The 23,508-nt window shown below is 63.6% G+C and carries 17 protein-coding genes; 11 read left to right on the forward strand and 6 right to left on the reverse strand.

The genetic code is table 11. The features are described 5' to 3' along the window. The first annotated feature begins 40 nt into the window (after positions 1 to 40). The 9 genes from trpB (at position 41) to B0G73_RS17720 (ending at position 10,262) form a co-directional block, all read left to right on the forward strand. On the forward strand, positions 41 to 1,234 hold the full coding sequence (trpB, locus tag B0G73_RS17680; protein WP_106282615.1) for a tryptophan synthase subunit beta: 1,194 nt from the start codon (positions 41 to 43) through the stop codon (positions 1,232 to 1,234). An 11-nt stretch (positions 1,235 to 1,245) separates the two neighbouring features. Beyond that, positions 1,246 to 2,157, forward strand: a complete 912-nt coding sequence (locus B0G73_RS17685) for a site-specific DNA-methyltransferase (RefSeq protein WP_106282616.1) — start codon at positions 1,246 to 1,248, stop codon at positions 2,155 to 2,157. A 50-nt stretch (positions 2,158 to 2,207) separates the two neighbouring features. Next, positions 2,208 to 3,020, forward strand: a complete 813-nt coding sequence (gene trpA, locus B0G73_RS17690; RefSeq protein WP_106282617.1) for a tryptophan synthase subunit alpha — start codon at positions 2,208 to 2,210, stop codon at positions 3,018 to 3,020. Between the two features lie 80 nt (positions 3,021 to 3,100). After that, positions 3,101 to 3,973: an acetyl-CoA carboxylase, carboxyltransferase subunit beta gene (gene accD / locus B0G73_RS17695; RefSeq protein ID WP_012428630.1), complete on the forward strand. Its 873-nt coding sequence runs from the start codon at positions 3,101 to 3,103 to the stop codon at positions 3,971 to 3,973. A gap of 304 nt (positions 3,974 to 4,277) precedes the next feature. After that, positions 4,278 to 5,588: a bifunctional tetrahydrofolate synthase/dihydrofolate synthase gene (gene folC, locus B0G73_RS17700; protein ID WP_106282618.1), complete on the forward strand. Its 1,311-nt coding sequence runs from the start codon at positions 4,278 to 4,280 to the stop codon at positions 5,586 to 5,588. Between the two features lie 29 nt (positions 5,589 to 5,617). Continuing rightward, a complete protein-coding gene (locus tag B0G73_RS17705; RefSeq protein ID WP_106282619.1) occupies positions 5,618 to 6,541 on the forward strand; it encodes an SPOR domain-containing protein in 924 nt (307 codons plus the stop codon). Between the two features lie 7 nt (positions 6,542 to 6,548). Continuing rightward, positions 6,549 to 7,043: a CvpA family protein gene (locus B0G73_RS17710; protein WP_106282620.1), complete on the forward strand. Its 495-nt coding sequence runs from the start codon at positions 6,549 to 6,551 to the stop codon at positions 7,041 to 7,043. Between the two features lie 162 nt (positions 7,044 to 7,205). Then, positions 7,206 to 8,756, forward strand: a complete 1,551-nt coding sequence (gene purF, locus B0G73_RS17715; RefSeq protein WP_106282621.1) for an amidophosphoribosyltransferase — start codon at positions 7,206 to 7,208, stop codon at positions 8,754 to 8,756. Positions 8,757 to 9,071: 315 nt separating this feature from the next. After that, on the forward strand, positions 9,072 to 10,262 hold the full coding sequence (locus tag B0G73_RS17720) for an O-succinylhomoserine sulfhydrylase (protein ID WP_106282622.1): 1,191 nt from the start codon (positions 9,072 to 9,074) through the stop codon (positions 10,260 to 10,262). Between the two features lie 160 nt (positions 10,263 to 10,422). Here the strand turns inward: B0G73_RS17720 and B0G73_RS17725 are convergent, their stop codons facing one another. Together B0G73_RS17725 and B0G73_RS17730 are read right to left on the reverse strand one after the other, a co-directional pair. Beyond that, the gene (locus B0G73_RS17725) at positions 10,423 to 11,202 is read right to left on the reverse strand and encodes an AraC family transcriptional regulator (RefSeq protein ID WP_106282623.1); all 780 of its coding nucleotides are present in this window, start codon (positions 11,200 to 11,202) and stop codon (positions 10,423 to 10,425) included. 31 nt (positions 11,203 to 11,233) lie between these two features. Further along, the gene (locus tag B0G73_RS17730; RefSeq protein ID WP_027803023.1) at positions 11,234 to 11,575 is read right to left on the reverse strand and encodes an FKBP-type peptidyl-prolyl cis-trans isomerase; all 342 of its coding nucleotides are present in this window, start codon (positions 11,573 to 11,575) and stop codon (positions 11,234 to 11,236) included. A gap of 185 nt (positions 11,576 to 11,760) precedes the next feature. Here B0G73_RS17730 and B0G73_RS17735 point away from each other — a divergent pair, with 185 nt between their 5' ends. Next, a complete protein-coding gene (locus B0G73_RS17735) occupies positions 11,761 to 12,582 on the forward strand; it encodes a sensor histidine kinase KdpD (protein WP_106282770.1) in 822 nt (273 codons plus the stop codon). Between the two features lie 92 nt (positions 12,583 to 12,674). Then, complete coding sequence (locus tag B0G73_RS17740) at positions 12,675 to 14,018, forward strand: hemolysin family protein (protein ID WP_106282771.1); 1,344 nt, start codon at positions 12,675 to 12,677, stop codon at positions 14,016 to 14,018. 138 nt (positions 14,019 to 14,156) lie between these two features. Here B0G73_RS17740 and treY read toward each other — a convergent pair whose 3' ends face one another. The 4 genes from treY to glgX form a co-directional block, all read right to left on the reverse strand. After that, entirely contained in the window at positions 14,157 to 17,012 is a 2,856-nt protein-coding gene (treY, locus tag B0G73_RS17745; RefSeq protein ID WP_106282624.1) for a malto-oligosyltrehalose synthase, read from the reverse strand. Further along, a complete protein-coding gene (malQ, locus tag B0G73_RS17750) occupies positions 17,009 to 19,219 on the reverse strand; it encodes a 4-alpha-glucanotransferase (protein ID WP_106282625.1) in 2,211 nt (736 codons plus the stop codon). The genes treY and malQ overlap by 4 nt, the downstream gene beginning before the upstream one ends. Then, positions 19,216 to 21,138, reverse strand: coding sequence for a malto-oligosyltrehalose trehalohydrolase (gene treZ / locus B0G73_RS17755; RefSeq protein WP_106282626.1), 1,923 nt, complete (start codon positions 21,136 to 21,138; stop codon positions 19,216 to 19,218). Before treZ ends, malQ begins: the two co-directional genes overlap by 4 nt. Positions 21,139 to 21,278: 140 nt before the next feature. After that, positions 21,279 to 23,498 (reverse strand): glycogen debranching protein GlgX, encoded by a 2,220-nt coding sequence (gene glgX, locus B0G73_RS17760; RefSeq protein WP_106282627.1) that lies wholly within the window; start codon positions 23,496 to 23,498, stop codon positions 21,279 to 21,281. Positions 23,499 to 23,508: the final 10 nt, after the last annotated feature.

The raw sequence follows: 23,508 nt of genomic DNA on the forward strand, positions 1-23,508 counted from the left end.
TCGCATGAGAGCCGCGCGCCACACTGAGAAAGTGATCACCATGTATAACTTGCCTGACGAAAGAGGCCATTTCGGCCAATTTGGCGGCGTGTTCGTCGCTGAAACGCTGGTCCACGCGCTCGACGAGCTGCGTGCGGCATACGACAAATATAAGCAAGACCCGGAATTCGTTGCCGAATACGAGCGCGAATTGAAGCATTTCGTCGGCCGTCCGTCGCCGATTTATCACGCCCAGCGCTGGAGCGAAATGCTCGGCGGCGCGCAGATTTTCCTCAAGCGCGAAGACCTGAATCACACCGGCGCGCACAAGGTCAACAATGTGATCGGCCAGGCGCTGCTCGCCAAGCGCATGGGCAAACCGCGCGTGATCGCGGAAACCGGCGCCGGTCAGCATGGCGTGGCCACGGCAACCATCGCCGCGCGTTTCGGCATGGAATGTGTGGTCTATATGGGCGCCGAGGACGTGCGCCGCCAGGCGGCCAACGTGTACCGCATGAAGCTGCTCGGCGCGACCGTCGTGCCGGTTGAATCCGGCTCGCGGACCTTGAAGGACGCGTTGAACGAAGCCATGCGCGACTGGGTCACCAACGTCGAAAACACGTTTTACATCATCGGCACGGTGGCGGGACCGCATCCTTATCCGATGATGGTGCGCGACTTCCAGCGCGTGATCGGTGACGAATGCAAGGTGCAGATGCCCGAGCTGGTCGGTCGTCAGCCGGACGCGGTGATTGCGTGCGTTGGCGGCGGTTCGAACGCCATGGGCATCTTTTACCCGTACATTGACGACACTTCGGTGAAACTGATTGGCGTCGAAGCAGCGGGCGACGGCATCGAATCCGGACGCCACGCTGCGTCGCTGATCGGCGGAAGCCCTGGCGTACTGCATGGCAACCGCACCTATCTGCTTCAGGACGAGAACGGCCAGATCATCGAGACGCATTCGGTGTCGGCGGGCTTGGACTATCCGGGTGTGGGCCCTGAGCACGCGTGGCTAAAAGACAGCAAACGCGCTGAATATGTCGGCATCACCGACGAAGAAGCGCTCAAGGCGTTCCACGATTGCTGCCGGATCGAAGGCATCATTCCGGCATTGGAATCCAGTCACGCGCTGGCCTATGCCGCGAAACTCGCGCCGACGCTGCCGAAGGACAAATACCTTCTGGTCAATCTGTCGGGCCGCGGCGACAAGGACATGCATACGGTCGCTGAGCGATCGGGCATTCAGTTCTGAGCGCCGCGACGATGCGTGACGAGTTCGACGAGCCGCAGCCGGCGATTGAAACCACGGAAACGCCGGCCGCCGATAGTCCGGCGGCCGAGGCGCCTGCATTGCTGTTGCCGCAGGTGCCTGCCGGCATCCAGCTGTTGAACCGCGATTTTCTGACCGATGTTGCGAACATTCCCGACGGATCGATCGATCTGATCGTATGTGATCCGCCCTACGGGCTCGGCAAGGACTATGGCAACGACTCCGACATGCGCACGGGCGAAGATTTTCTCGCCTGGACGCGTGGCTGGCTCGAATTGGCTATTCCGAAGCTCAAACCGTCGGGTTCGCTCTACATTTTCTGCACCTGGCAGTACGCGCCGGAAATCTTCAGCTTCCTGAAGACAAAACTCACGATGATCAACGAAATCATCTGGGACCGGCGTGTGCCGAGCATGGGCGGAACGGTGCGCCGGTTCACTTCGGTGCACGACAACATCGGCTTTTTCGCGGTGTCGAAGGATTACTTCTTCGATCTCGATCCCGTCCGCATCCCGTACGATGCCGCCACGAAGAAGGCGCGTTCGCGTAAATTGTTCGAGGGCAGCAAGTGGCTCGAGGTTGGCTATAATCCAAAAGATGTCTGGTCGGTTTCGCGGCTGCATCGGCAACACGCCGAGCGCGTCGCGCACCCCACCCAGAAGCCTCTGGAAATTGTCGAGCGGATGGTACTGGCAAGTTGTCCGAAGGGCGGGCGCGTGCTCGATCCTTTCATGGGCAGCGGCACCACCGCAGTCGCTTGCGCCCGTCAGCAGCGCGAATTCGTCGGCTATGAAATCAATGAGAGTTACTGCGCGATTGCGCGCGAACGCGTCAGCGCGGCTGCTAATCCGCCTGTAGCGCGTCGGGTCAAAGCCAAAACTCAACGGCAGACCGAAGTGCAATGAGCGACGCGCCATCAGCACGCCGCGCGGTAGCCCAAATCCGAGAATATTCCATGTCCCGTATCAAGAACACGTTTGCTGCGCTGTCCGCCCAGGGCAAGAAAGGCCTGATTCCGTTCATGACGGCCGGCGACCCGGATCCCGCTCGCACCGTCGAATTCATGCATGCCCTCGCCGCCGGCGGCGCGGATGTGATCGAGCTCGGTGTGCCGTTTTCCGACCCAATGGCCGACGGTCCGGTGATTCAGCAGTCGTCGGAACGGGCGTTGGCCCAGGGTGTGTCGCTGCGCACCGTGATCGCCGACGTGAAACGCTTCCGCGAGACCAACGACACCACGCCCGTCGTGCTGATGGGCTACGCCAATCCGATCGAACGGATGGGCACCGAAACCTTCGCAAAGACGGCGAAGGAAGCCGGCGTAGACGGCGTGCTGGTTGTCGATTATCCGCCGGAAGAGTGTGCTAAGTTCGCTGAACAGATGCGATCTGCCGGCATCGATCCGATTTTCCTGCTGGCGCCGACGTCGACCGACGAGCGTATCGCGGAAGTCGGCAAGATTGCCAGCGGCTACGTCTATTATGTGTCGTTAACAGGCGTGACCGGAGCGGCAAATCTGGACGTTTCCAGCATCGCGAGTAAAATCCCGGCCATCAAGTCGCGCGTTCCCCTGCCGGTGGGCGTCGGTTTCGGCATCCGCGACGCGCAAACTGCGCGTTCGGTGGCCGAAGTGTCCGATGCCGTTGTGATCGGCAGCCGCATCGTGCAATTGCTCGAACAGGCCGCGCCCGAAGCCGCTGCCGAGACGTTGACGCGCTTCGTCGCCGAAGTGCGCGAGGCGCTGGATAGCGTCGCGACTGCCCGATAACAGTTATTTTTGTCTTCTGTAGTGTGAGCGGCGGGCTTGTCCCGCCGTTTGCGCGATCGTAGACCCGAGAAGGATTCACTATGAGCTGGCTCGACAAACTGCTGCCGCCGAAAATCAAACAAACCGACCCGAAGAACCGCAAGGGGATTCCGGAAGGGCTGTGGATCAAGTGCCCGTCGTGTGAAGCCGTGCTTTACCGCAACGACGTCGAGGCCAATCTGCATGTTTGCCCGAAGTGCGACCATCACATGCGCATTGGCGCGCGTGAGCGGCTCGACGGCCTGCTCGATCCGGAAGGTCGTTATGAGATCGGCCAGGAAATCGTTCCGGTCGACGCGCTCAAGTTCAAAGACAGCCGCAAGTATCCGGACCGCCTGAAAGAGGCGATGGACGACACTGACGAGACCGACGCGATGGTCGTCATGGGCGGTGCGATCCATACGCTGCCGGTGGTGGTGGCCTGCTTCGAGTTCTCGTTCATGGGCGGCTCGATGGGCTCGGTGGTCGGCGAGCGCTTCGCGCGCGGCGCGCAGAACGCACTCGAACAGAAAGTGCCGTTCATCTGCTTTACCGCTTCGGGCGGCGCGCGCATGCAGGAAAGCCTGCTGTCGCTGATGCAGATGGCCAAGACCACGGCCATGCTGACCAAGCTGGCCGAAGCCAAGCTGCCGTTCATCTCCGTGCTGACCGACCCGACCATGGGCGGCGTGTCGGCCAGTTTCGCGTTCCTCGGCGACGTGGTGATCGCGGAGCCGAAGGCGTTGATCGGCTTTGCCGGTCCGCGCGTGATCGAACAAACCGTGCGTGAGAAGCTGCCGGAAGGCTTCCAGCGCGCCGAGTTCCTGCTGACCAAGGGCGCGATCGACATGATCGTCGACCGTCGCAAGCTGCGTGAAGAGCTTGCTCAACTGATGGCGCTGCTGAGTCATCAACCGGCTGACGCAGTCGCGTAAGCAGGCTCCGCCGTGAACCGTCGTCGCGCTTTCTCGAGTGCGGCGGCCGTCAGAAAAGCAGTAAAAAATAGCGCGCCGCGTGAGTGATCAAGCGGCGCGCTGTCATTTCCGGGATAATCACGGTCTCGCAACGCGGCGAGGGTTGCTGACGGTGCCCCCGGCGCAGGTGTGCGTGGTTTGCGCGCATAAAGTGGCGCCCGCCCGGACTAGACTGCTGACCGCAGCCGCAGCCGCAGCCGCAGCCGCCCGCTTCGCTCCGCGCCCATTCGCAACACTGCTTACTCGATTTACTCGCGATTCGCTGATGACCACATTCCCCACCCTCGACGCGTGGCTCACGCACCTTGAATCCGCGCATCCGGTCGGCATCGACATGGGGCTGGCCCGCATCAGCCAGGTGCGCGACGCGATGCAATTGTCGTTCGCGTGTCCCGTCATCACCGTCGGCGGCACGAACGGCAAGGGTTCCACGTGCGCGATCCTCGAATCGATTCTGCTGCGCGCGGGATTCACGGTCGGCTGTCACACCTCGCCGCATTTGCTCACGTTCAACGAGCGCGCGCGGGTGAACGGCGAAATGGCGAGCGACGCCGATCTGCTGCCGCACTTCGAAGCCGTCGAAGCCGCGCGCCTGAGCCTCGCCGAACCGGTCACGCTGACCTACTTCGAATTCACGACGCTGGCGATCATGAGTCTGTTCGCATCGCGCGGACTGGACGCGGTGATTTTCGAAGTCGGCCTGGGCGGTCGCCTCGATGCGGTCAATATCCTCGACACGGATTGCGCGATCATCACCAGCGTCGATATCGATCACACGGAATATCTCGGCGACACGCGCGAGAAAATCGGCTTCGAAAAAGCCGGTATTTTCCGTCCGGGCAAGCCGGCGATCTGCGCGGACCCGGTGCCGCCGCAATCGCTGATCGATCACGCGGAAAAAATCGGCGCCGAATTGTGGCTATTCGGCCGCGATTTTCGCTATGAAGGCCAGGCCGGCAGCGAGCGCCAGCAATGGAGCTACGTCGGCCCGACCATGCGGCGCTCGGCGTTGGCTTACCCGGCACTGCGCGGCGCGAACCAGTTGATCAACACGTCGGCGGCGCTGGCCGGGCTCGAAGCGCTGCGTGATCGTCTGCCGGTTTCGGCACAAGACATCCGCCTCGGCCTTGCCAACGTGGAACTGCCGGGACGTTTCCAGGTGCTGCCGGGCAAGCCGGCTGTCGTTCTGGATGTCGGCCACAATCCGCACGCGGCCGCGGTGTTGACGCAAAATCTCGGCAACATGGGTTTTTTCCCGTACACCTACGCGGTGTTCGGCGCGATGCGCGACAAGGACATTGCCGGCGTGCTGGCGCACCTGAAAGGCGAAATCGATCACTGGTGCGTCACCGATTTGCCGACACCGCGGGCGGCGTCAGCGGAAGAACTCGAAGCGGCCTTGCGCGAGCAGGGCGTGGAAGAGGGAGTCGACAGCAGCGTGACGCGTTACGCCACGCCGGCAGAGGCTTTCCAAGACGCGCTAAAACGAGCGTCAGAGAATGATAGAATCGTGGTTTTCGGCAGTTTCTATACGGTAGCAGGCGTGATGGCCTACCGTAAATCGCAGCAACACTGAACGGGCGCCAGGCTCGAACCAAGCGATTCATGGGAATTTTCTCGTTCGGCAAGAAAGACGACGCGCCCACCCGGCGCGGCACAAACACCAGTTCCCCCCGGGCCGCCCGTGGCGAGCGCGTGGAGCGGCGAACCCGCCGCACGGAGCGCACCGTCGACGCCGATGCGATGCTGCTCGACCCTACGCTGCCGGAAAAGCAGCGTGCGCGTCGCCGGCTCGTCGGCGCGATCGCGATGGTCGTGGCGGCGGTCGTCATCCTGCCCATGGTGCTGGACTCGCACCCCAAGCCCGTCACAGACGACATCTCCATCGACATTCCCAGCCGTCCCGCGCCGAAGCTCGCTAAAGCTCAGGAAGACACGCAGGCCGGCGTAGCGCCGGATAATCCCGCAACGCCAGACGCGGCACTCGCCGCCTCCGGTCTTGCGCCGGCAACGGCAGCAAGGCAAGGCCAGTCCGGCACCACGAAGCAAGCGAGCACGGAGACGAACGCAGCGGCGTCCGCAACCAAGCCGGCAGCGAAGCCGCAAGCACCGTCCGTGGCGGCGAACACTACGCCGGCGGCGCCCGCAACGCCTGCCAAACCAGCGGCCAAACCGCCGGTCACGCATAACGCCGCGACCGCGCCGGCTGCTCAAGCTCCAAGCTCCGACAATTCGAACACGGCCGCCAGCGCGGACGCGAATTCCGGCACGCCGGCGTCGCCGGCGGGCAGCCGTTTCGCCGTCCAACTCGGCGCCTTCGCGAACGACGCCAACGCACGCAATTGGGCGGCCAAGTTGAAAGCGGCGGGTGTGCCCGCATATACCGAACATCGCAAGCAGGCTGACGGCTCCACGCTCACGTTGCTGCGAGCCGGCCCGTTCGCCGACCGCGCAGCAGCGAGCGCGGCCATTGCAAAGGTTCGCGAGGTCGGCTTGACGTCGGGCGCGAACAGCGGCACCGCACAGTAAGCGAGCGATGTTCACTGCCTTCGACTACGCTGTAATGGCGGTGATCGGTCTGTCAGCGATGCGCGGCACATGGCGCGGGTTTTTGTCGGAGATATTCGGGCTGATCGGCTGGATCGCGGCGTTTTTTATTGCTTGCCGCTTTGTTGGTTACGTTGTCCCGTATATCCCGTCCACCTGGCCGGGCGGCGCGTTGACCCAATGGCTGCTGGCCTTTGCGCTGGTGGTGGTCGGTGTGGTGCTGGTGGCGAGCGTGCTGAACGCCCTTTTGAGCCGCATCGTGCAGGCAACCGGCTTGAGCGGCGTGGACCGTTCGCTCGGTTTGATGTTCGGCCTCGTGCGCGGGGTCATTCTGGTGCTGATTCTGGTCGCCCTGGCTGGCTTGACCGAACTGCCCCAACAGGAATTCTGGCGCAACGCCTTGCTTCGGCCCTATGCGGTCGAGGGCGTGCACGTAATGAAACCGCTGCTTCCCGAGCCGCTGGCTGCTTACGTCCGAGTGTGACGATCAGGCGAGCGGCGAGGGAGACGCAGCAGGACACCGGCGCAAACCGGCTGCCTTTACGTTCGGTCGCTTAGCTTCGCTAACGTCTCGAAGGAAGTCCCTTGGGACACGATCGCAGGCAGCGGCCGCCATGACGAATTTCGTACCTTTGAAGGACATGCCATGTGCGGCATCGTAGGCGTAGTTTCCCACTCCCCGGTCAATCAGCTGATCTATGACAGCCTGCTGCTCCTGCAGCACCGCGGTCAGGACGCCGCCGGCATCGCGACAGCGAACGGCAGCAACTTCCACATGCACAAGGCCAACGGCATGGTGCGCGACGTGTTCCGCACGCGCAACATGCGCAGCCTGCCCGGCACCACCGGTATCGGCCAGGTCCGTTACCCGACCGCCGGTTCCGCGTCGAGCGAAGAAGAAGCCCAGCCGTTCTACGTGAACGCGCCGTTCGGCATCATCCTCGCCCACAACGGCAACTTGACCAACTGGCAGCAGCTGAAAGATGAGATGTTCCGCATCGATCGCCGCCACATCAATACCAATTCCGACACGGAAGTCATGCTCAACGTGCTCGCGCACGAATTGCAGCTTTCCAGCTCGGGCCTGCAGCTCGATCCGGCTGCGCTGTTCAAGGCGGTGTCGGGCGTGCATCGCCGGGTGCGCGGGTCGTATGCGATCGTGTCGCTGATCGCCGGCTACGGCCTGCTGGGCTTCCGTGACCCGTTCGGTATTCGTCCGCTGTGCCTCGGGAAGCAGGAAACGGCGGAAGGCGTCGAGTGGATCCTGGCGTCGGAGTCGGTGGCGATTGAAGGTATCGGCTTCGAATTCGTGCGCGACGTGGCGCCGGGCGAAGCGATTTTCATCGACATCGAAGGCAATCTCCACTCGCAGCAATGCGCCACCAACCCGAGCCTGAATCCCTGCATTTTCGAACTCGTGTATCTGGCGCGTCCGGATTCGGTGCTCGACGGCGTGCCGGTCTACAACGTGCGTCTGCGCATGGGCGACTACCTCGCCGAGAAGATCAAGCGCGAGCTGCCCGACGTGCCGATCGACGTCGTGATGCCGATTCCCGATTCGTCCCGTCCGGCCGCGATGCAGGTTGCGAAGAAACTGGGCGTGGAATATCGCGAAGGCTTCTTCAAGAATCGTTACGTCGGCCGTACCTTCATCATGCCGGGCCAGGCCGTGCGCAAGAAGTCGGTGCGCCAGAAGCTGAACGCCATGGGCATCGAGTTCAAGGGCAAGAACGTGCTGATCGTCGACGACTCGATCGTGCGCGGCACCACGTCGCACGAAATCGTGCAGATGGCGCGCGATGCGGGCGCGAACAAGGTGATCTTCGCTTCGGCGGCGCCGCCGGTGAAATTCCCGAACGTCTACGGTATCGACATGCCGACGCGCGGTGAACTCGTCGCCCACGGCCGTACGGACGACGAAGTCGCGCGCATGATCGGCGCGGACCACCTCGTTTATCAGGATGTCGACGCGTTGAAACAGGCGGTGCGCGATATCAACCCGGCGCTGAAGGAATTCGAAGCGTCGTGTTTCGACGGCAACTACGTGACCGGCGACGTGACCACCGAGTACCTCGACCGCATCGAAACCGCGCGTCTCGCACCGTCCTCGCAATCGGACCGCGACGCTGCGAGCGAAGCGATCGACGGCGGTGCGCCGGCCCGTTCGCAATTGCATTTGCAACTGTCAGTGGGTTGAGCGCGATTCGAGTTACACGCTCCCAGCATGGCACGCTGCACGCCGTGCCGGGAGCGTGTTAGCATGACGGCTTGCGTCGATTTGAACTCAGCTTGCGGACGCGGGGCAACCCGAAACAGCTAAAGCGAATGGTGGAAAAGCCGCATTCATCTACCTCCGCTCCAGCTTTCCCCGCACATGAAGCCCGCTTATGCCGACGCAAAAGCGGGCTTTTTTGTTGCTGCGATTCGGCTTGATGCGCTCAGCTCACTTCATGTGAGCATGTGAGCCGCAGACACCAACCGCAGCCATGAAACATTGGAAACCAGAACCAACATGGACGACTCCCTGAACTTCGACACGCTGGCAGTCCGCTCGGGCACGGTGCGCAGCGACTTCAACGAGCATTCGGAAGCGATTTTCCTGACCTCGAGCTTCGTGTTCGAGAGCGCCGCCGACGCCGCGGAAAAATTCAAGAATTCCGAAGACAACTACACCTATTCCCGCTTCACGAACCCGACCGTTTCGATGTTCCAGGATCGTCTGGCTGCGCTCGAAGGCGGCGAAGCCTGCATGGCGACGGCGTCGGGCATGGCCGCGATCATGTCGGTGGTGATGTCGGCGTTGCAGGCCGGCGACCACCTGGTCAGCTCGCAGGCGCTGTTCGGCTCGACGCTCGGCATGTTCTCGCAGATTTTCAGCAAGTTCGGCATCACGACCACGTTCGTCGATCCGACCGATCTGGACGCGTGGAAAAACGCCGTGCGTCCGGAGACGAAGATGTTCTTCCTCGAAACGCCGTCGAATCCGCTGACCGAAGTCGCCGACATCGAAGCAATCGGCAAGATCGCCAAGGCATCGAACGCGCTGTTCGTGGTCGACAACTGTTTCTGCAGTCCGGCCTTGCAGCAGCCGCTGAAGCTCGGCGCGGACGTCGTGATGCATTCGGCCACCAAGTTCCTCGACGGTCAGGGCCGCGTTCTCGGCGGCGCGCTGGTCGGCTCGAAGCAGTTCATCATGGAAAAGGTGTTTCCGTTCGTACGCAGCGCCGGGCCGACGTTGTCCGCGTTCAACGCATGGGTGTTGCTCAAGGGTATGGAAACGCTGTCGCTGCGCGTCGAAAAGCAGTCGGCGAATGCGCTCGAGATCGCGCGCTGGCTGGAAGCGCATCCGGCCGTGAATCGCGTGTTTTATCCGGGGCTTGAATCGCATCCGCAGCACGCGCTGGCCATGCGTCAGCAGAAGGCGGGCGGCGCGATTCTCTCGTTCGAATTGAAAGGCGATACGCCGGAACAGATGCGCGCGAATGCATGGCGTGTGATCGACAACACGAAGATCTGCTCGATTACCGGCAACCTCGGCGATACGCGTACCACCATCACGCATCCGGCTACGACCACGCATGGTCGCGTGACGCCGGAAGCGCGCGCGGCGGCGGGCATTAGCGAAGGCTTGATCCGTCTTGCCGTCGGTCTGGAAAACGCCGGCGATATCCGCGGCGATCTGGAGCGCGGTCTGGCGGGTTGAGTGAAGAAGGTTCGAGCGACAAAGGCTCGAATGACAGCGTGAAGCAGGTAGCGGGCCGCTCCGTTCAGGCGGCTCGCGCAACGAGCTTCATTGCTGTCCGTCAGTGCAATAGAGCCAACGCGGCGACACTCAGTCGAATGCAATCTGGTGCCGCGAAAACTCAGTGACGCAACGTGCGCCACTGACCGGGCGCCAGTCCGAAACGCCGCGTGAACGCGTGTGTGTACGCGCTCTGATCGCCGAAGCCGATATCCAACGCGATGTCCGTCAGCGTACGGCGCGGATCGGCGAGCAGCGCGAGCGACGTATCGAGCCGCAGCCGCTGCAAATAGCGATGCGGCGTCTCACCGAAGGCCTCGATAAAAAGTTGATGAAAGCGCCGCATGCCGAAGCCGCAATGCGCGGCGAGGTCGGCGATCCGCAAAGGCTCCGACAAATGCGCGCGCAACCAGCGGTCGATACGCGTAAAGTCGAGCCCCGCGCCGGCTGCCGGTGCGCCAACCGCCGCGCCAGCGTCGGCCACCAACGCCGCGCCGAGGCGCGCGGCCGCGTCCCAATGAAAACGCCGAGAATCGAGCTCGTCGCCGAGAGCGTCGCCGGTCGCGCGCGCCGCGATGCGTTGCACGAGTTGCGCAAGCGAGCCATCCACATGGACGGCCCGCGCGCGGTCGAACAGGCGTTCCGGTACGGCCAGCGATGTGGCCGGCAAATCCAGCACTAACTGCCGGTTTTCGCCGACGCCCACGTAATCGTGCCGCGCGCTCGCCGGGATGAGCCAGCCGGAGCCGGCATCCAGCCGTTGCGCGATGCCGTCCACCGCCATCACCATCGCGCCGTCGAGCCCGAGCACGACCTGGTGAAAGTCGTGCACGTCCGACGCTTCGATCGCGCCGTAGCGGCGCAGCGAAACGCTAGGAGCGGTAACGGCGGCGTGGCTCATCGACGGTGCGCAGTCACAGGACAGCGAAAACTTAGACGCCCAGCAATTCGACTTCGAACACGAGCGTTGCGTTCGGCGGAATCACGCCGCCCGCGCCGCGCACGCCGTAGCCGAGTTGCGGCGGGATGGTCAGTTTGCGCGTGCCGCCGACCTTCATGCCTTGCACGCCTTCGTCCCAGCCCTTGATGACCATGCCGCCGCCCAGCACGAATGCGAACGGGTCATTGCGGTCCTTGCTCGAGTCGAACTTCTGGCCATCGGTCAGCCAGCCGGTGTAATGCACGCTGACGGTCTTGCCGGCCACGGCTTCGGCGCCGGTGCCTTCAACGATGTCTTCGTACTTCAAGCCGGATTCGGTAGTCACAGTCGACATATGTCGCTCCTCAGGTCAAAACGTAAAAACCGACATTGTAGGCGTGTTGGCGCCGCATGCCGAGGATTGCCGCGTGGCACACGGATTGCGTGCCAGTTGGCCGTCCGGCCAGGCTGGTCGCGCCGGACGGCATGCCTATAATGGGGCTTCTTTCAACCATCATGAACTGCCTGAGAGGCTCGATCGTGACAACGTCTTCAACCGGAACTGCCGGCGAAAAGCCGGTCCCTTCCGGCTTCGCCGTATCCGAACGCACCGCGCATCTGCGCGCGGAAACCGCCCTGTTCATGCGTGACCATGTGCTGTCGCTGGTGTCGCATGATCTGCGTGGTCCGTTGAATGCCATTCATAGCTGGGCGTATGTGCTGGAGCGCAAGCTCGACGCGAACGACCCCAACTCTCAGCGCGCCGTCACCGGCATTCGCAATGGTGTAGACCAGCAGGTCAAGTTGCTCGAGACGATCGTCGACGCTACGCGCGCCGAAACCAAATCGCTGGCGCTGAACCATGCGTCATTCCCGCTGCATCCGTTGCTCGATGAAACGGTGGAAGAAGTCCGCTCGGGCCTGGCTCGCACGCGCGGCGTGGAAGTGACGCTCGACTCGCAACTCGCTACCGAACAGCTCAACGGCGACCGCGAGCGCCTCGCTGCCGCGCTATGGCTGATGCTGACGTTCGCGGTCGAAGCGAGCCCGGAAGGCGCCACGGTCGTCCTGTCCACGAAAGCAGACAGTGGCACGTGGCACGCCAGCCTCGCGTACGACACGAACAGCGCCGCATTGCTGGATCCCGCTTTGCCTCATGTGCTCGAAGCGTTTGCCCGCAAGCAGGCGCGCGAGCCGCGCGAAGCGAAACGGATCGCGTGGGTGCTGGCGTTGTGCAAGCGCGTCGCGGAAGCGCACGGCGGCAGTTTCGAGCAAGGCGAACCAGCCGGCGGCGACGCAGCCGGCAGCAATACCGCCACGCTCGCGCTACGCATCCCACTGAGCGCAACCGCCGCAAAGTGAACGGTTGGCTCAGCCACTTCGTTCGCACGATTCAGATTTCACCGAGCTTTCACCCTCTATACTGACAACTTTTGTTGCCGGAGCCTTTCGCTTTGATCCAGGTTGTCGCCCTTATCGGTGCGTTGTTTCTCGTTGCCCTCAACGGCTTCTTTGTTGCCGCTGAATTCGGTCTGGTCAAACTGCGGCAGACACGCGTTCAAAGCCTCGCTGCCAAACATGGCATGCGCGGGCGTCTGCTGGCCAAAGTGCACGGGCGCCTCGACGCCTATCTGTCGGCCTGCCAACTCGGCATCACGCTGGCATCGCTCGGGCTCGGCTGGATCGGCGAGCCCGCGTTCGCGGAGTTGCTCACTCCGGTCTTCAGCCTGCTCGGCGTGGAGTCGGAGAAGCTGATCCACGGAATTTCGCTGTTCTTCGCGTTCTCGTGCATTTCGTTCCTGCACATCGTGGTGGGCGAACTGGCGCCGAAGTCGCTGGCGATCCGCGAGGCCGAAAAGGTTTCGCTCTGGGCCGCCACGCCGCTCTACGGCTTTTACTGGGCCATGTATCCGGCAATCTGGGTGCTCAATTCGAGCGCCAATGCCGTGCTCAAACTGGCCGGCCTCGACGCCGATCACGGCCACGACTCGCACTACTCCACCGACGAACTCAAGCTGATCCTGCGCGGCCGCCGCGCCAACGTCGCCACGGAACTGGGTTCGACGGACGGCGCCTACAGTCAGGACGAGTGGAACACGATCGCGCACTCGCTCGATTTTTCGCGCATGACCGTGTCGGACCTCATGCGTCCGGCCTACGAAATGATCGGCTTGCGCCGCGATTTGCCGTTGCGCGAAAACATGCAGGTAGTGGCGCGGCATCGCTTTAGCCGTTATCCGCTGTTTGAAGATGCATCCGGCGAACGCGTGGCCGGCATGATCCACTTGAAGGACTTGCTGTTGGCCCGTCATGCGGGCAGCACGCTTGAGGATCTCTCCAAATACGCACGGCCCGTGCAATACGTCACGCCGGAAATGCCCGCGCTCGAACTGTTTCGCCGCTTCCGCAAGGGCGCGCCGCACTTCGCGCTGGTCGGCCATAAGCGGGAGAAGCCGATCGGTTTCCTGACGCTCGACAATCTGCTCGGCGCGCTGGTGGGCCAGATCCACGACGAGTTCCGTCAAGGCGACGCCGACTGGACGCGCATGGACGACGGCACCTTGATGGGCAAGGGCAGCTTGCCGGTGGTGTCGCTGGAACGCGCGTTGGGGATCGACATCGACGAAGGCAAGGCCGAATCGGTCGGCGGCCTCGTGATTCAGGCGCTCAACGATTTGCCTAGCGAAGGGCAGAGAGTCGAGTTCGACCGCTTCGACGTCGTGGTCAAGAAAATGAAAGGGCCGCGTATCGTGCTCGTGCGGGTTTATCCGAAAACCTTCGACGACGAAGGTGGTTGAGCGGTGACAGCGCTACTTTGGGCGGCGGGGCGGTAGTCTCGCTCAAGCCGTGCGGCCACCTGGCCGACGGACGCCTGAAACAAAAAGGCGGCTGAAGCACATACGCTCCAACCGCCTTCACCAACAAAAGCCGTAAGATCACCCGCGCGGCACGCCATCCTCCACCAACACCGCAACCGGCATTGCACCCAGCGCATCGCGCAGATACAGCAGACCGTTTTCATCGACCTTCGGCGCAGCGGGACTCAACCAGTCGAATAGCGCTCTCGCGGACAAATCCGACGGCATCTCCAGCGCGGTGTCTTCCCATTTCGCCGGCTCGACCATCGGCAGGTCACTGTCCTCGCCGAGCAATCCAGCCGCGAGCCGGCTCGCCACCACCACGGCCCACGCATTGCCATGCCGCCGCGCAAACGCGATCACGCTCGACGCGTGCTTGCCGCGCACCGCAAGCGGCAGATACTCGCTCTGACTCAGCAATTCCGGCAAATGCGCTCGCAACGCGAGCACGCGCTGCACCACCGCGAGCTTCACTCGTCCATCGCGCCAGCTCGGCAAGAATTCCGACGGCGGCGTTTGCACGAGCCACGCCTCGCGTTTGGCGAAATCGACGGGCCGGCGATTGTCCGGATCGACCAGACTGAAATCCCACAACTCGGTGCCCTGATAAAGATCGGGAATCCCAGGCGATGCCAGCCGCAGAACCGTCTGCTGCAAACTGTTGAGCGCACCGGCACGCCCGATTCGCGCAACGAACGCGGACAACTCCTTCAAGAAACCGTCGCGCCGTTGCGGCGCGAGGATGTCGAACAGGAAATCGCGACAGGCGGCCTCGTACGCTTCGTCGGGTGCGAGCCAGTTGGTTTGCAGCTTGGCTTCGCGCAGCGCCTTCAACTGCCATTGCGCGACGCGCTCGGCCAGCTCCTTTACGCCGGCTTCGTCGTCGGGTCGCAGATCCGGGGGCCAGCAGCCCACCAGCGTTTGATAGAGCATCGCTTCGGCGGCGGGGCCGGGCGCCCAGTCGTAGCTCGTGTCCTGGCCGACGCTGCTGACGGAATTGCCGTCGAGCGCGCGCCGCTGCGGCGCATTCAATGTGGACCACGCGCGCAACGTCGCGCTCCAGTCGCGCGCAATCTCGCTCAAGACGGCAAGCCGTGCGCGCACGTCTTCGCCACGTTTGTGATCGTGCGTGGCGGTCGCGAGCATGGCGTGAGGGAAGCGCTGCGAGCGCTCCAGATTTGCCGCATGAAACGCTTCGACCGACAACGCGAACTCGCCCGGGTCCGAGCCGACCTCGTTGCGCGACAACAGCCGGCCATAGCGATAGCACGCCGTATCCTCGACCGCCTTCGCGGCGACGGGCGCGGTCAACTGCGAAAACAACGTCTGCGCGGTGCGTCGCGCGGAACCGGCATGGCTCGGCGGCGCACCATTCTGGCCTTGCGGTAGCGTACCCCCGCGGCCGGACGGCGGCTCTTCGGCGCTGCCGCCGAGCCACGCGTTCACACGCTCGAGCGCGACGAGGTCCGCGCGCGAAAGTGTTTGTCGCGCGCCCTCCAAAGCCTGGTCGAAATAGACGTTATCCGTCGCGCTGCGCAGACCGTTCTGCGGATAGATTCGATACACCGGGAAATGCACGACGAGTTCGGTCAGCACTCGCCGCAGCGTCGTGAAAGTAAAGTCGCGCGTGGCCAGCGAATCGCGTGCAATGCGATGCAGCGCGCGGGCCGCGCGGTCGAGTTCCGCCGAGAGATTTTCCGCGAGAATCTTGCGGCGCGCGACCAGCGCTTCGTCGGCAAAACGCGGGCTGCGGCCGGTCAGTTCGGTCCACGTTTGCGCGAGCGGTTCGGCGCCGGCGGGATCGTGCAGCAGCGCGCCCACGTCGCTCATGAAATCGTAGCCGGTCGTGCCGTCCACCGGCCAATCGTCACGCAACGGTTCGCCGCGTCCGAGAATCTTCTCGACCACCACATACGGCGTGGTGTCACGCAGTTCCGTTAGACGCTGCCGCAAACGCTGGCAGTATTCACGCGGCTCCGCGAGGCCGTCGACGTGATCGATACGCAGGCCGTCCACCACGCCTTCCTGGTACAGACGGAAGGGCAGCGCATGCACGGCCTCGAACACTTCGGGCCGTTCCACGCGCACACCGGCGAGCGTCGAGATGTCGAAGAAGCGCCGCCAGTTCACCTCGTCGGACGCGGTGCGCCACCACGCCAGGCGAAAGTGTTGGCGCTCGATCAGCCGATGCAGACGGTCACGCGTCACCGGGTCGTCCGGAGAATACGCCTGCAGCGCGATCTCGATCGCCGAGTCACCGTTTTGCGCGACGAATTCGCGCAGCATGTCGCGACCTTCGGCAGCGCGCGCATGATCGTTGGGCTGCGTCGTGAGCCCATGGAAGCGCTCGGCGAGCGCGTTGAGATCGGAGCGGTCGGCGCTTTGCAGGATCGACGCGTAATCGGTCGGGCAGACCGGAAACACGTGCGGGCCGTAGCCGATGTAAAAGCGCCCAATGTCGGCCGCGAAATGCAGCGCGATGCGGCCCGCCGCGAGTTCCTCGCCGTACGCCGCGCCGAGCGTGGGCAGCAGCACCTTGCCGCGCAAAGCGGGATCGGGCGAATGCCAGTCCACGTCGAAATGGCGCGCATAGGCGCTATGGCGGCCCCATTCGAGAATATCGAGCCACCACGCGTTGCTCGATCCGCCGACGCCCATATGGTTGGGCACCGTGTCGATGATCAGCCCCATGTTGTGCGCGCGCAGTTTGTCGACGAGGCGTTTCAAACCCGCCTCGCCGCCGCATTCGGCGCTGACCTGCGTGTAGTCGACGGTGTCGTAGCCGTGCATCGAGCCCGGCTCGGCCGTCGTGATGGGCGACGCGTACACGTGGCTGATGCCGAGCGCGGCGAAGTAGTCGACGTGCTTTGCGGCATCGTCGAAGGTAAAGCCTCGATGAAACTGGAGGCGAAGCGTGGAGCGCGGGACGGTCATGGCGTATCAGGCTCCGAAGAAGCATTGGAAGAAGGAACTGGCGCGGTCGCGGCGCGGCGCGCGCGATCGACCGCGAGCAGCCGGTCGCAGAACGCGTCGTCTTCGAATAGTTCGTCGATCGGCACGCTCACGCGGCGGCGCCAGTTCGGATGTTCGTCGATCGAGCCGGGCAGATTCGGCTGCTCGACTTGCGCGAGCAAATCCTCGAGCGGAAACGTCACCAGCGGGCCGGGCGTCGCGGCAACGAAGGCGAGCGCTTCGTCCACGGGCGCGCGGTCGGGCGGCGGCGCGGGCACATCAGGCGCGGCCACGCCCGCCAGTTGGAAAGCTCGCCACAACTCGGCGCGATCTTTCGCGCGCTCTTCCTGAGCGGCTTCTTCAGGATCGCGGCCGTCGGCGCGCGCCATCGTCTGGCCGATCTTGTTGCGCCATGTGATGTCGCTGCCGCGCCACCAACCGGCGACTGTCGGCAGATCGTGCGTGGTCGTGGTGCCGACCGCATTGCGGTCCCAAGCCGAGGGCGGCTTGAATCCTTTGCCGTCGTGCGCGCCCTCAAACCACAGCACGCGAATGCCGGCGATGCCGTGCTCCTCGAGCCGCTCGCGAAAACCCGGCGGCACCGTGCCGAGATCTTCGCCGATCACGATCGCGCGATGCCGCCACGATTCGAGCGCGATCAGCCGCAGCAGGTCTTCGAGCGGGTAGCGCAGGTACGCGCCGTTACGCGCGCTTTCGCCTTCCGGCACAAGCCACAGCCGCCGCAAGCCGAGAATGTGATCGATGCGGATGCCGCCGGCGTGCGCGAACGCCGCGCGCAACATGTCGATGAACGCGGAGAAGCCCTGCGTGCGCATGGCGCGCGGCGAGAACGTGGTGAGTCCCCATGCCTGACCGGCCTGGTTGAACAGATCCGGCGGCGCGCCGACCGATACGCCTTGCAGCATGTCGTCGCGATACGACCATGCATGACTGCCGGCGCTATCGCAGCCCACCGCGAGATCGGCGATCAGGCCGACGGCCATGCCGGCATCGCGCGCCGCATGTTGCGCGTGCGACAAACCCTTGGCGGCCAGCCATTGCAGGAACAGATGGAAATCGACCTCGTGACGGTTGCTCTCGGCGAAAGCTTCGACTTCCGGGCTGCGCGGATCACGCAATGCCTCGGGCCAGTTGCGCCAATGTCCATTGCCGCCCTCTTGCGAGAGTTGCGCCGCCTGCAACGCTTCGAAGCGCGCGTGGTCTTCGAGCGCGCGCCCGGCGCGTTCGCAGAAGCCGTGAAACTCCAGCGCGCGCGGCGTGTTTTGCGCGCGTTCGTGTTCGCAGAATTGCTCATACAGCGCGCGCAAGACCTTCAGCTTCAGCACGACCGCGTTCGGCCAGTCGATCAGCGGCAAGCGTTCGAGTTTCGACCACGCCTCGCCAGCCTGGGCGGCTTCGAGCGCGGCGTGGGCCGCGTCCGCGCCGAACACAGCGGCGGGATCGATATGCGTGACGTTCAGCCACAAACGCGACGACGGCGAATACGGGCTGAAGCGCTCCGGCTCCGCGCTGAACATCGCATGCGTCGGACTGACGGCGAGCGCGTGCGCGCCACGCTTCGCGCTTTCCACGGCGATTTGAGAGAGCGCCGAATAGTCGCCGATGCCGCCGTCGCCGGCGCGGCGCAAGCCGTACAACTGCGCGGCGATGCCCCAAAGCGGCGGCGCGGGCGTGTTATCGCCGCCCGCGTCGTCGTGCAGCGTGCGCCAGGCGTCGGCGACCGTGTAGCAGCGCGGCGGCGCCACAGCCAGCGTGATGCGTTGTTCGTGGATCACGAGCGTGTGATAGCCCGCTTCGTCGATCGGTGCGAGTAAGGCTTCTTCGCCTTTGGGCGCTGTGAACCGGCCGTCGATGATCGAGCCGCTTTCCAGTTCGATCCGATAGTGGCTGCCGGATTTGATCGCCGCAATGGGCAAGGCGATGCCGCGCCCGACTTCCGCGGTCATCAGCGGCGGCAGTTTACGGCCCGACAATTCGGCTTCCAGTGCGGCGGCGCTGTGGCGGATTTCCGTTGCGTTGCCGCACGGCAATCCCATCCGTTCGAGCAGTACGGTAAGTGTGCTTTCGGGCACTCGCTGCGTCGTATGGTGCGCATCCTGCCATTCCACCTCGAAGCCGGCGCGCGAGGCGAGAGTGACGATCGTGTCGTGAGGGCGTCGGGTAGTCACGCGTGGCGCTCCTGTTGTCCCGCGACGCGAGCGTCGTGGCCGATGGCGTAGCCGCAGACGTCGCCCGTCAACCATGCGACGAACGCATGCGGCGGCAACACGTTGACTTCGACCTGCTCGCGGGCGCGCGGCGGCGTTTCGAAAATCACCTTGCCGGCGGGAATCTCAATGCACGCCACGCTCTCTTTCGAGAGGTTCAGCGCGACCGATAACGTCTCTCCGTCGCAGAGTTTCCAGCGCGCGATCAGCGCATTGGCGTCGCCGCCATTCGCCGCGGTCAGCACGGTCGCGCAGCACGACTTGCTGTGTTGCAGGCGCGGCGTGATCAGCTTGGCGCGCACGGCAAGCGCGGACTTGTAGAAGTGCATCCACTCGAGCCGGTCTTTCGCTTCATCGCTGTCCTGCTTCGCCGCATCGTGCGACATCGGCGGCGATGAGGCCTCGAACGTCTTGACGTCATTTGGATCGGGAATCTGGGCGCGGCGTTTCTCGTCGCTGAACGAAGAAAAGCGCGCGAATTCGCGGCGGCGTCCTTCGCGGACCGCGTCGGCGAGATCGCCGCTGTAGTCGGTGAAAAACAGGAACGGTTGCGTCGAGCCGTATTCCTCGTCCATGAAAAGCAGCGGGATTTGCGGCGACAGCAGCAGCAGGCCGGTGGCGGCGCGCAAGGCATCGTCCGAGGTCAGCTTGCGCAGACGCTCGCCGAACGCGCGGTTGCCGATCTGATCGTGGTTCTGCAGGAACATCACGAACGACGTGGGCGGCAAATGACCGCTTGCTTCGCCACGCGGCTTGCCGTCGTGAATCGGCGACGGGTCGCCTTGATACGCAAAGCCTTCCGACAGCACGCGCGCAAGGCGCCGGATCGGCTGGTCTTCGTACGCGTGGTAATAGCCTTCAGTTTCGCCGGTCAGCAGCACGTGCAGGGTATTGTGCGCGTCGTCGTTCCATTGCGCGTCGAAATGCGTTTCCAGCAGGCTCGCGCTGTTGTGCTCGTTTTCCAGCACCAGATGCACGTGCCGGCCATGCTGCACTTTGGCGCGGATATGGTCGGATAATTCGCGCAGCCACGCGTGGTTGTCGATGGCGTGCACCGCGTCGAAACGCAGCCCGTCGAGCCGATATTCGTTGATCCAGTAGACGGCATTATCCGTGAAGAAGTCGCTCACTTCGTTGCGCTCGAAATCGATCGCCGGGCCCCACGGTGTATGCGTGCCTTCGCGGAAAAAAGAGCGGGCGTATTCATGCAGATAATTGCCGTCCGGGCCGAAGTGGTTGTAGACCACGTCGAGAAACACCATCAGGCCGAGGCCATGCGCGGTGTCGATCAACGCTTTCAACTCTTCGGGGCGGCCGTAAGCGGAATCGGGCGCATACGGCAACACGCCGTCATAGCCCCAATTGTGTTTGCCGGGAAAGTCGTTCAACGGCATCAATTCGACGGCGGTGACGCCGAGCGCGGCGAGTTCCGGCAGCCGCTTTTGCACGCCTGCATAACCGCCCATTGCGCCGACGTGCAACTCGTACAACACCGTTTCTTCCCAAGGCCGGCCGTGCCAGTTCGTATGTTCCCAACGATACGCACGCGGATCGATGACTTCGCTCGGCCCATGCACGTCTTGCGGCTGAAAACGCGACGCCGGATCGGGCACCGCGTGCTCGCCATCCAGCCGGAAGCGGTAGAGGGTGCCCGCGCCGCTGTCGACGCTCGCTTCGAACCAGCCGTTGCCGGCGGGCGTCATATCGTGCGCGCCTTGCGCGGGGCCGTTTTCGATTTCCACCTGAACGCGTTGACAGGAAGGCGCCCAGAAGCGAAATCGCGTGCGCGGCTTCGCGCCCGTCGCGCCTAGCAGCTGCGCGCCGAACGGCAAACAATGCGCGTGATGATGCGCATGAGGATCAATCGGACTTTCGGACATGATTCGTCACCATTCAGTTTTTGCTTTCGAGCCGCGTGTTACACGTCGCTTGCGCCGGCGCTGCCAGAGACACACGCAACACGTACGACGACAACGCGTAATAACGCAGCCCGCATGCTGTCGGGTCGCGGCGCCGCCGCCTAAGTGGTCGGCGACGTATCGCTACTGGGCGGATGCGCACCCGGATCGGGCGGCAGCGCAGTCAGAAGCCTTGGCCCATGCTGCGCACCGGCCTTCCAGCCCGCTTGCCAATCGGCGTCGCCCACTGGCTGCGCGGCCAGCATCACGAGGCTGTGCGCGGCCACTTCGACCTCCGCCGCCGCCAGCCGATGCGGCGCGCTCTCCGGCTCCGCCGTGTCTAACAGCACGTGCCATTCCAGGTGCGGTGCGGGCGGTGTAAAACGGAGGGTTTCCTCGTTCGCGTTAAGCATCATCAACAATACTTCTGTTTCGCCGTTTAAGCCTGGACCCGCGCGGCGCAGCGTGAACGCGCGGCCTTCGGGGTCTTGCCAGGCTTCGATGGTGAGCGGGTCGCCGTGTTCGTCGAACCAGCCGACATCGAACAGGCCCGGTAACACTTCACGATCGCCGAACAGAAAACGCGTTTCGCGCAGCAGCGGATGTTGCTTGCGCAGCGCGATCACGCGCGCGACGAACGCGGTCATCTGCCGCCCGTCCGGCGAATCCGCGCGTTCCCAGTCGATCCAGGAGATTTCGTTGTCCTGGCAATACGCGTTGTTGTTGCCGTTCTGCGTGCGCAGCGATTCGTCGCCGGCCAGCACCATCGGCGTGCCGAGCGCCATCAGCAGCGTGGTGATCAGCGAGCGCGCCACACGTTTGCGAGTGGCGAGAATCGCGGGGTCGTCGGTCGGTCCTTCAACGCCCCAGTTGCGGCTGCAATTTTCATTGTGGCCGTCGTTGTTGCCTTCGCGATTGGCGTCGTTGTGCTTCTGCTCGTAAGAGGTGACGTCGGCCAACGTAAAACCGTCATGCGACGTGACAAAATTGACCGATGCCCACGGCTTCCTCGCCCGCCGGTTGAAGAGGTCCGCCGAACCTGTCAAGCGCGCGGCGAGGTCGGGCCGCAAACCGGCGTCGCCGCGCCAGAAGCGCCGCACGGTGTCGCGGAAACGGTCGTTCCATTCGCTGAAGCCTGGCGGATGATTGCCCAGCTGATAACCGCCAGGTCCGATGTCCCACGGCTCGGAAATCAGTTTGCGTTGCGACAGGATCGGGTCCTGACGCAACGCGTCGAAGAAACCGGAGCCGGGATCGAACCCGTGCTGCTCACGGCCGAGCGTGACGCCGAGATCGAAACGGAAGCCGTCGATATTGAACGCCGTCGACCAGTAGCGCAGCGAATCCATCACCATTTGCAGCACGCGCGGGTGCGGCAGATTCACGGTATTGCCACAGCCTGTGTCGTTGATATGGTGACGTTCGTCGCCGGGAATCAAGCGGTAATAGCTGGCGTTGTCGAGGCCGCGCCATGACACCGTCGGCCCCATCTCGTTGCCTTCGCAGGTGTGGTTGTAGACCACGTCGAGAATCACTTCGATGCCGGCCGCGTGCAACTGACGCACGGCGATGCGCATTTCGTCGAGCCGGTGCGTACTCAGATACGACGGCTCCGGCGCGAAAAAAGCCGCCGTGTTGTAACCCCAGTAGTTGCGCAGGCCGCGCTCCACCAGGAAGCGGTCGTTAAGAAACGCATGCACGGGCAGCAGTTCGATCGCGGTCACGCCGAGCTTCACCATATGTTCGATGAACTCCGGCGAAGCCAGTGCCGCGAACGTGCCGCGTTCATGCTGACGCAAATCGGCGCGCAACATCGAGGCGCCGCGCACATGCGTCTCGTAGACGATGGTTTCGCCCCAAGGTACGTTCGGGCGTTTGTCGTGCGACCAGTCGAACGCTTCGTCGATCACCACGCACTTCGGCATGGCCGGCGCCGAATCGCGCCGGTCGATGGAAAGGTCCGCGCGATTCGAATGCACGCGATAACCGAACAGCGCGTCCGACCAGCGAAACTGGCCGACCAGTTTGCGCGCGTATGGATCGAGCAACAGCTTGTGCGGGTTGAAGCGATGCCCATGCTGCGGCTGATACGGCCCATGCGCGCGAAACCCATAGGCGGTGCCCGGATGCGCGTTGGGCAGATAGCCGTGCCAGACTTCGTCGGTGCATTCGGGCAGCGTGTAGCGGCGGATTTCCTTGCGGCCCGTGGGGTCGAACAGGCAAAGCTCGATTTTTTGCGCGTTCGCCGAGAACACCGCAAAGTTGACGCCGAGGCCATCCCAGCTAGCGCCGAGCGGATAGGGCGAACCGGGCAGAAGCCGGTCGGGCATTGCATGCGACATGATTCCCCTT

The organism is Paraburkholderia sp. BL25I1N1, from assembly GCF_003002025.1.
Classification (GTDB): Bacteria; Pseudomonadota; Gammaproteobacteria; order Burkholderiales; family Burkholderiaceae; genus Paraburkholderia.

Bases quoted from the DNA above. Each gene is read 5' to 3' on its own strand.
- trpB (WP_106282615.1), top strand. From the start codon at position 41: ATGTATAACTTGCCTGACGAAAGAGGCCATTTCGGCCAATTTGGCGGC.
- B0G73_RS17685 (WP_106282616.1), top strand. From the start codon at position 1,246: ATGCGTGACGAGTTCGACGAGCCGCAGCCGGCGATTGAAACCACGGAA.
- trpA (WP_106282617.1), top strand. From the start codon at position 2,208: ATGTCCCGTATCAAGAACACGTTTGCTGCGCTGTCCGCCCAGGGCAAG.
- accD (WP_012428630.1), top strand. From the start codon at position 3,101: ATGAGCTGGCTCGACAAACTGCTGCCGCCGAAAATCAAACAAACCGAC.
- folC (WP_106282618.1), top strand. From the start codon at position 4,278: ATGACCACATTCCCCACCCTCGACGCGTGGCTCACGCACCTTGAATCC.
- B0G73_RS17705 (WP_106282619.1), top strand. From the start codon at position 5,618: ATGGGAATTTTCTCGTTCGGCAAGAAAGACGACGCGCCCACCCGGCGC.
- B0G73_RS17710 (WP_106282620.1), top strand. From the start codon at position 6,549: ATGTTCACTGCCTTCGACTACGCTGTAATGGCGGTGATCGGTCTGTCA.
- purF (WP_106282621.1), top strand. From the start codon at position 7,206: ATGTGCGGCATCGTAGGCGTAGTTTCCCACTCCCCGGTCAATCAGCTG.
- B0G73_RS17720 (WP_106282622.1), top strand. From the start codon at position 9,072: ATGGACGACTCCCTGAACTTCGACACGCTGGCAGTCCGCTCGGGCACG.
- B0G73_RS17725 (WP_106282623.1), bottom strand. From the start codon at position 11,202: ATGAGCCACGCCGCCGTTACCGCTCCTAGCGTTTCGCTGCGCCGCTAC.
- B0G73_RS17730 (WP_027803023.1), bottom strand. From the start codon at position 11,575: ATGTCGACTGTGACTACCGAATCCGGCTTGAAGTACGAAGACATCGTT.
- treY (WP_106282624.1), bottom strand. From the start codon at position 17,012: ATGACCGTCCCGCGCTCCACGCTTCGCCTCCAGTTTCATCGAGGCTTT.
- treZ (WP_106282626.1), bottom strand. From the start codon at position 21,138: ATGTCCGAAAGTCCGATTGATCCTCATGCGCATCATCACGCGCATTGT.
- glgX (WP_106282627.1), bottom strand. From the start codon at position 23,498: ATGTCGCATGCAATGCCCGACCGGCTTCTGCCCGGTTCGCCCTATCCG.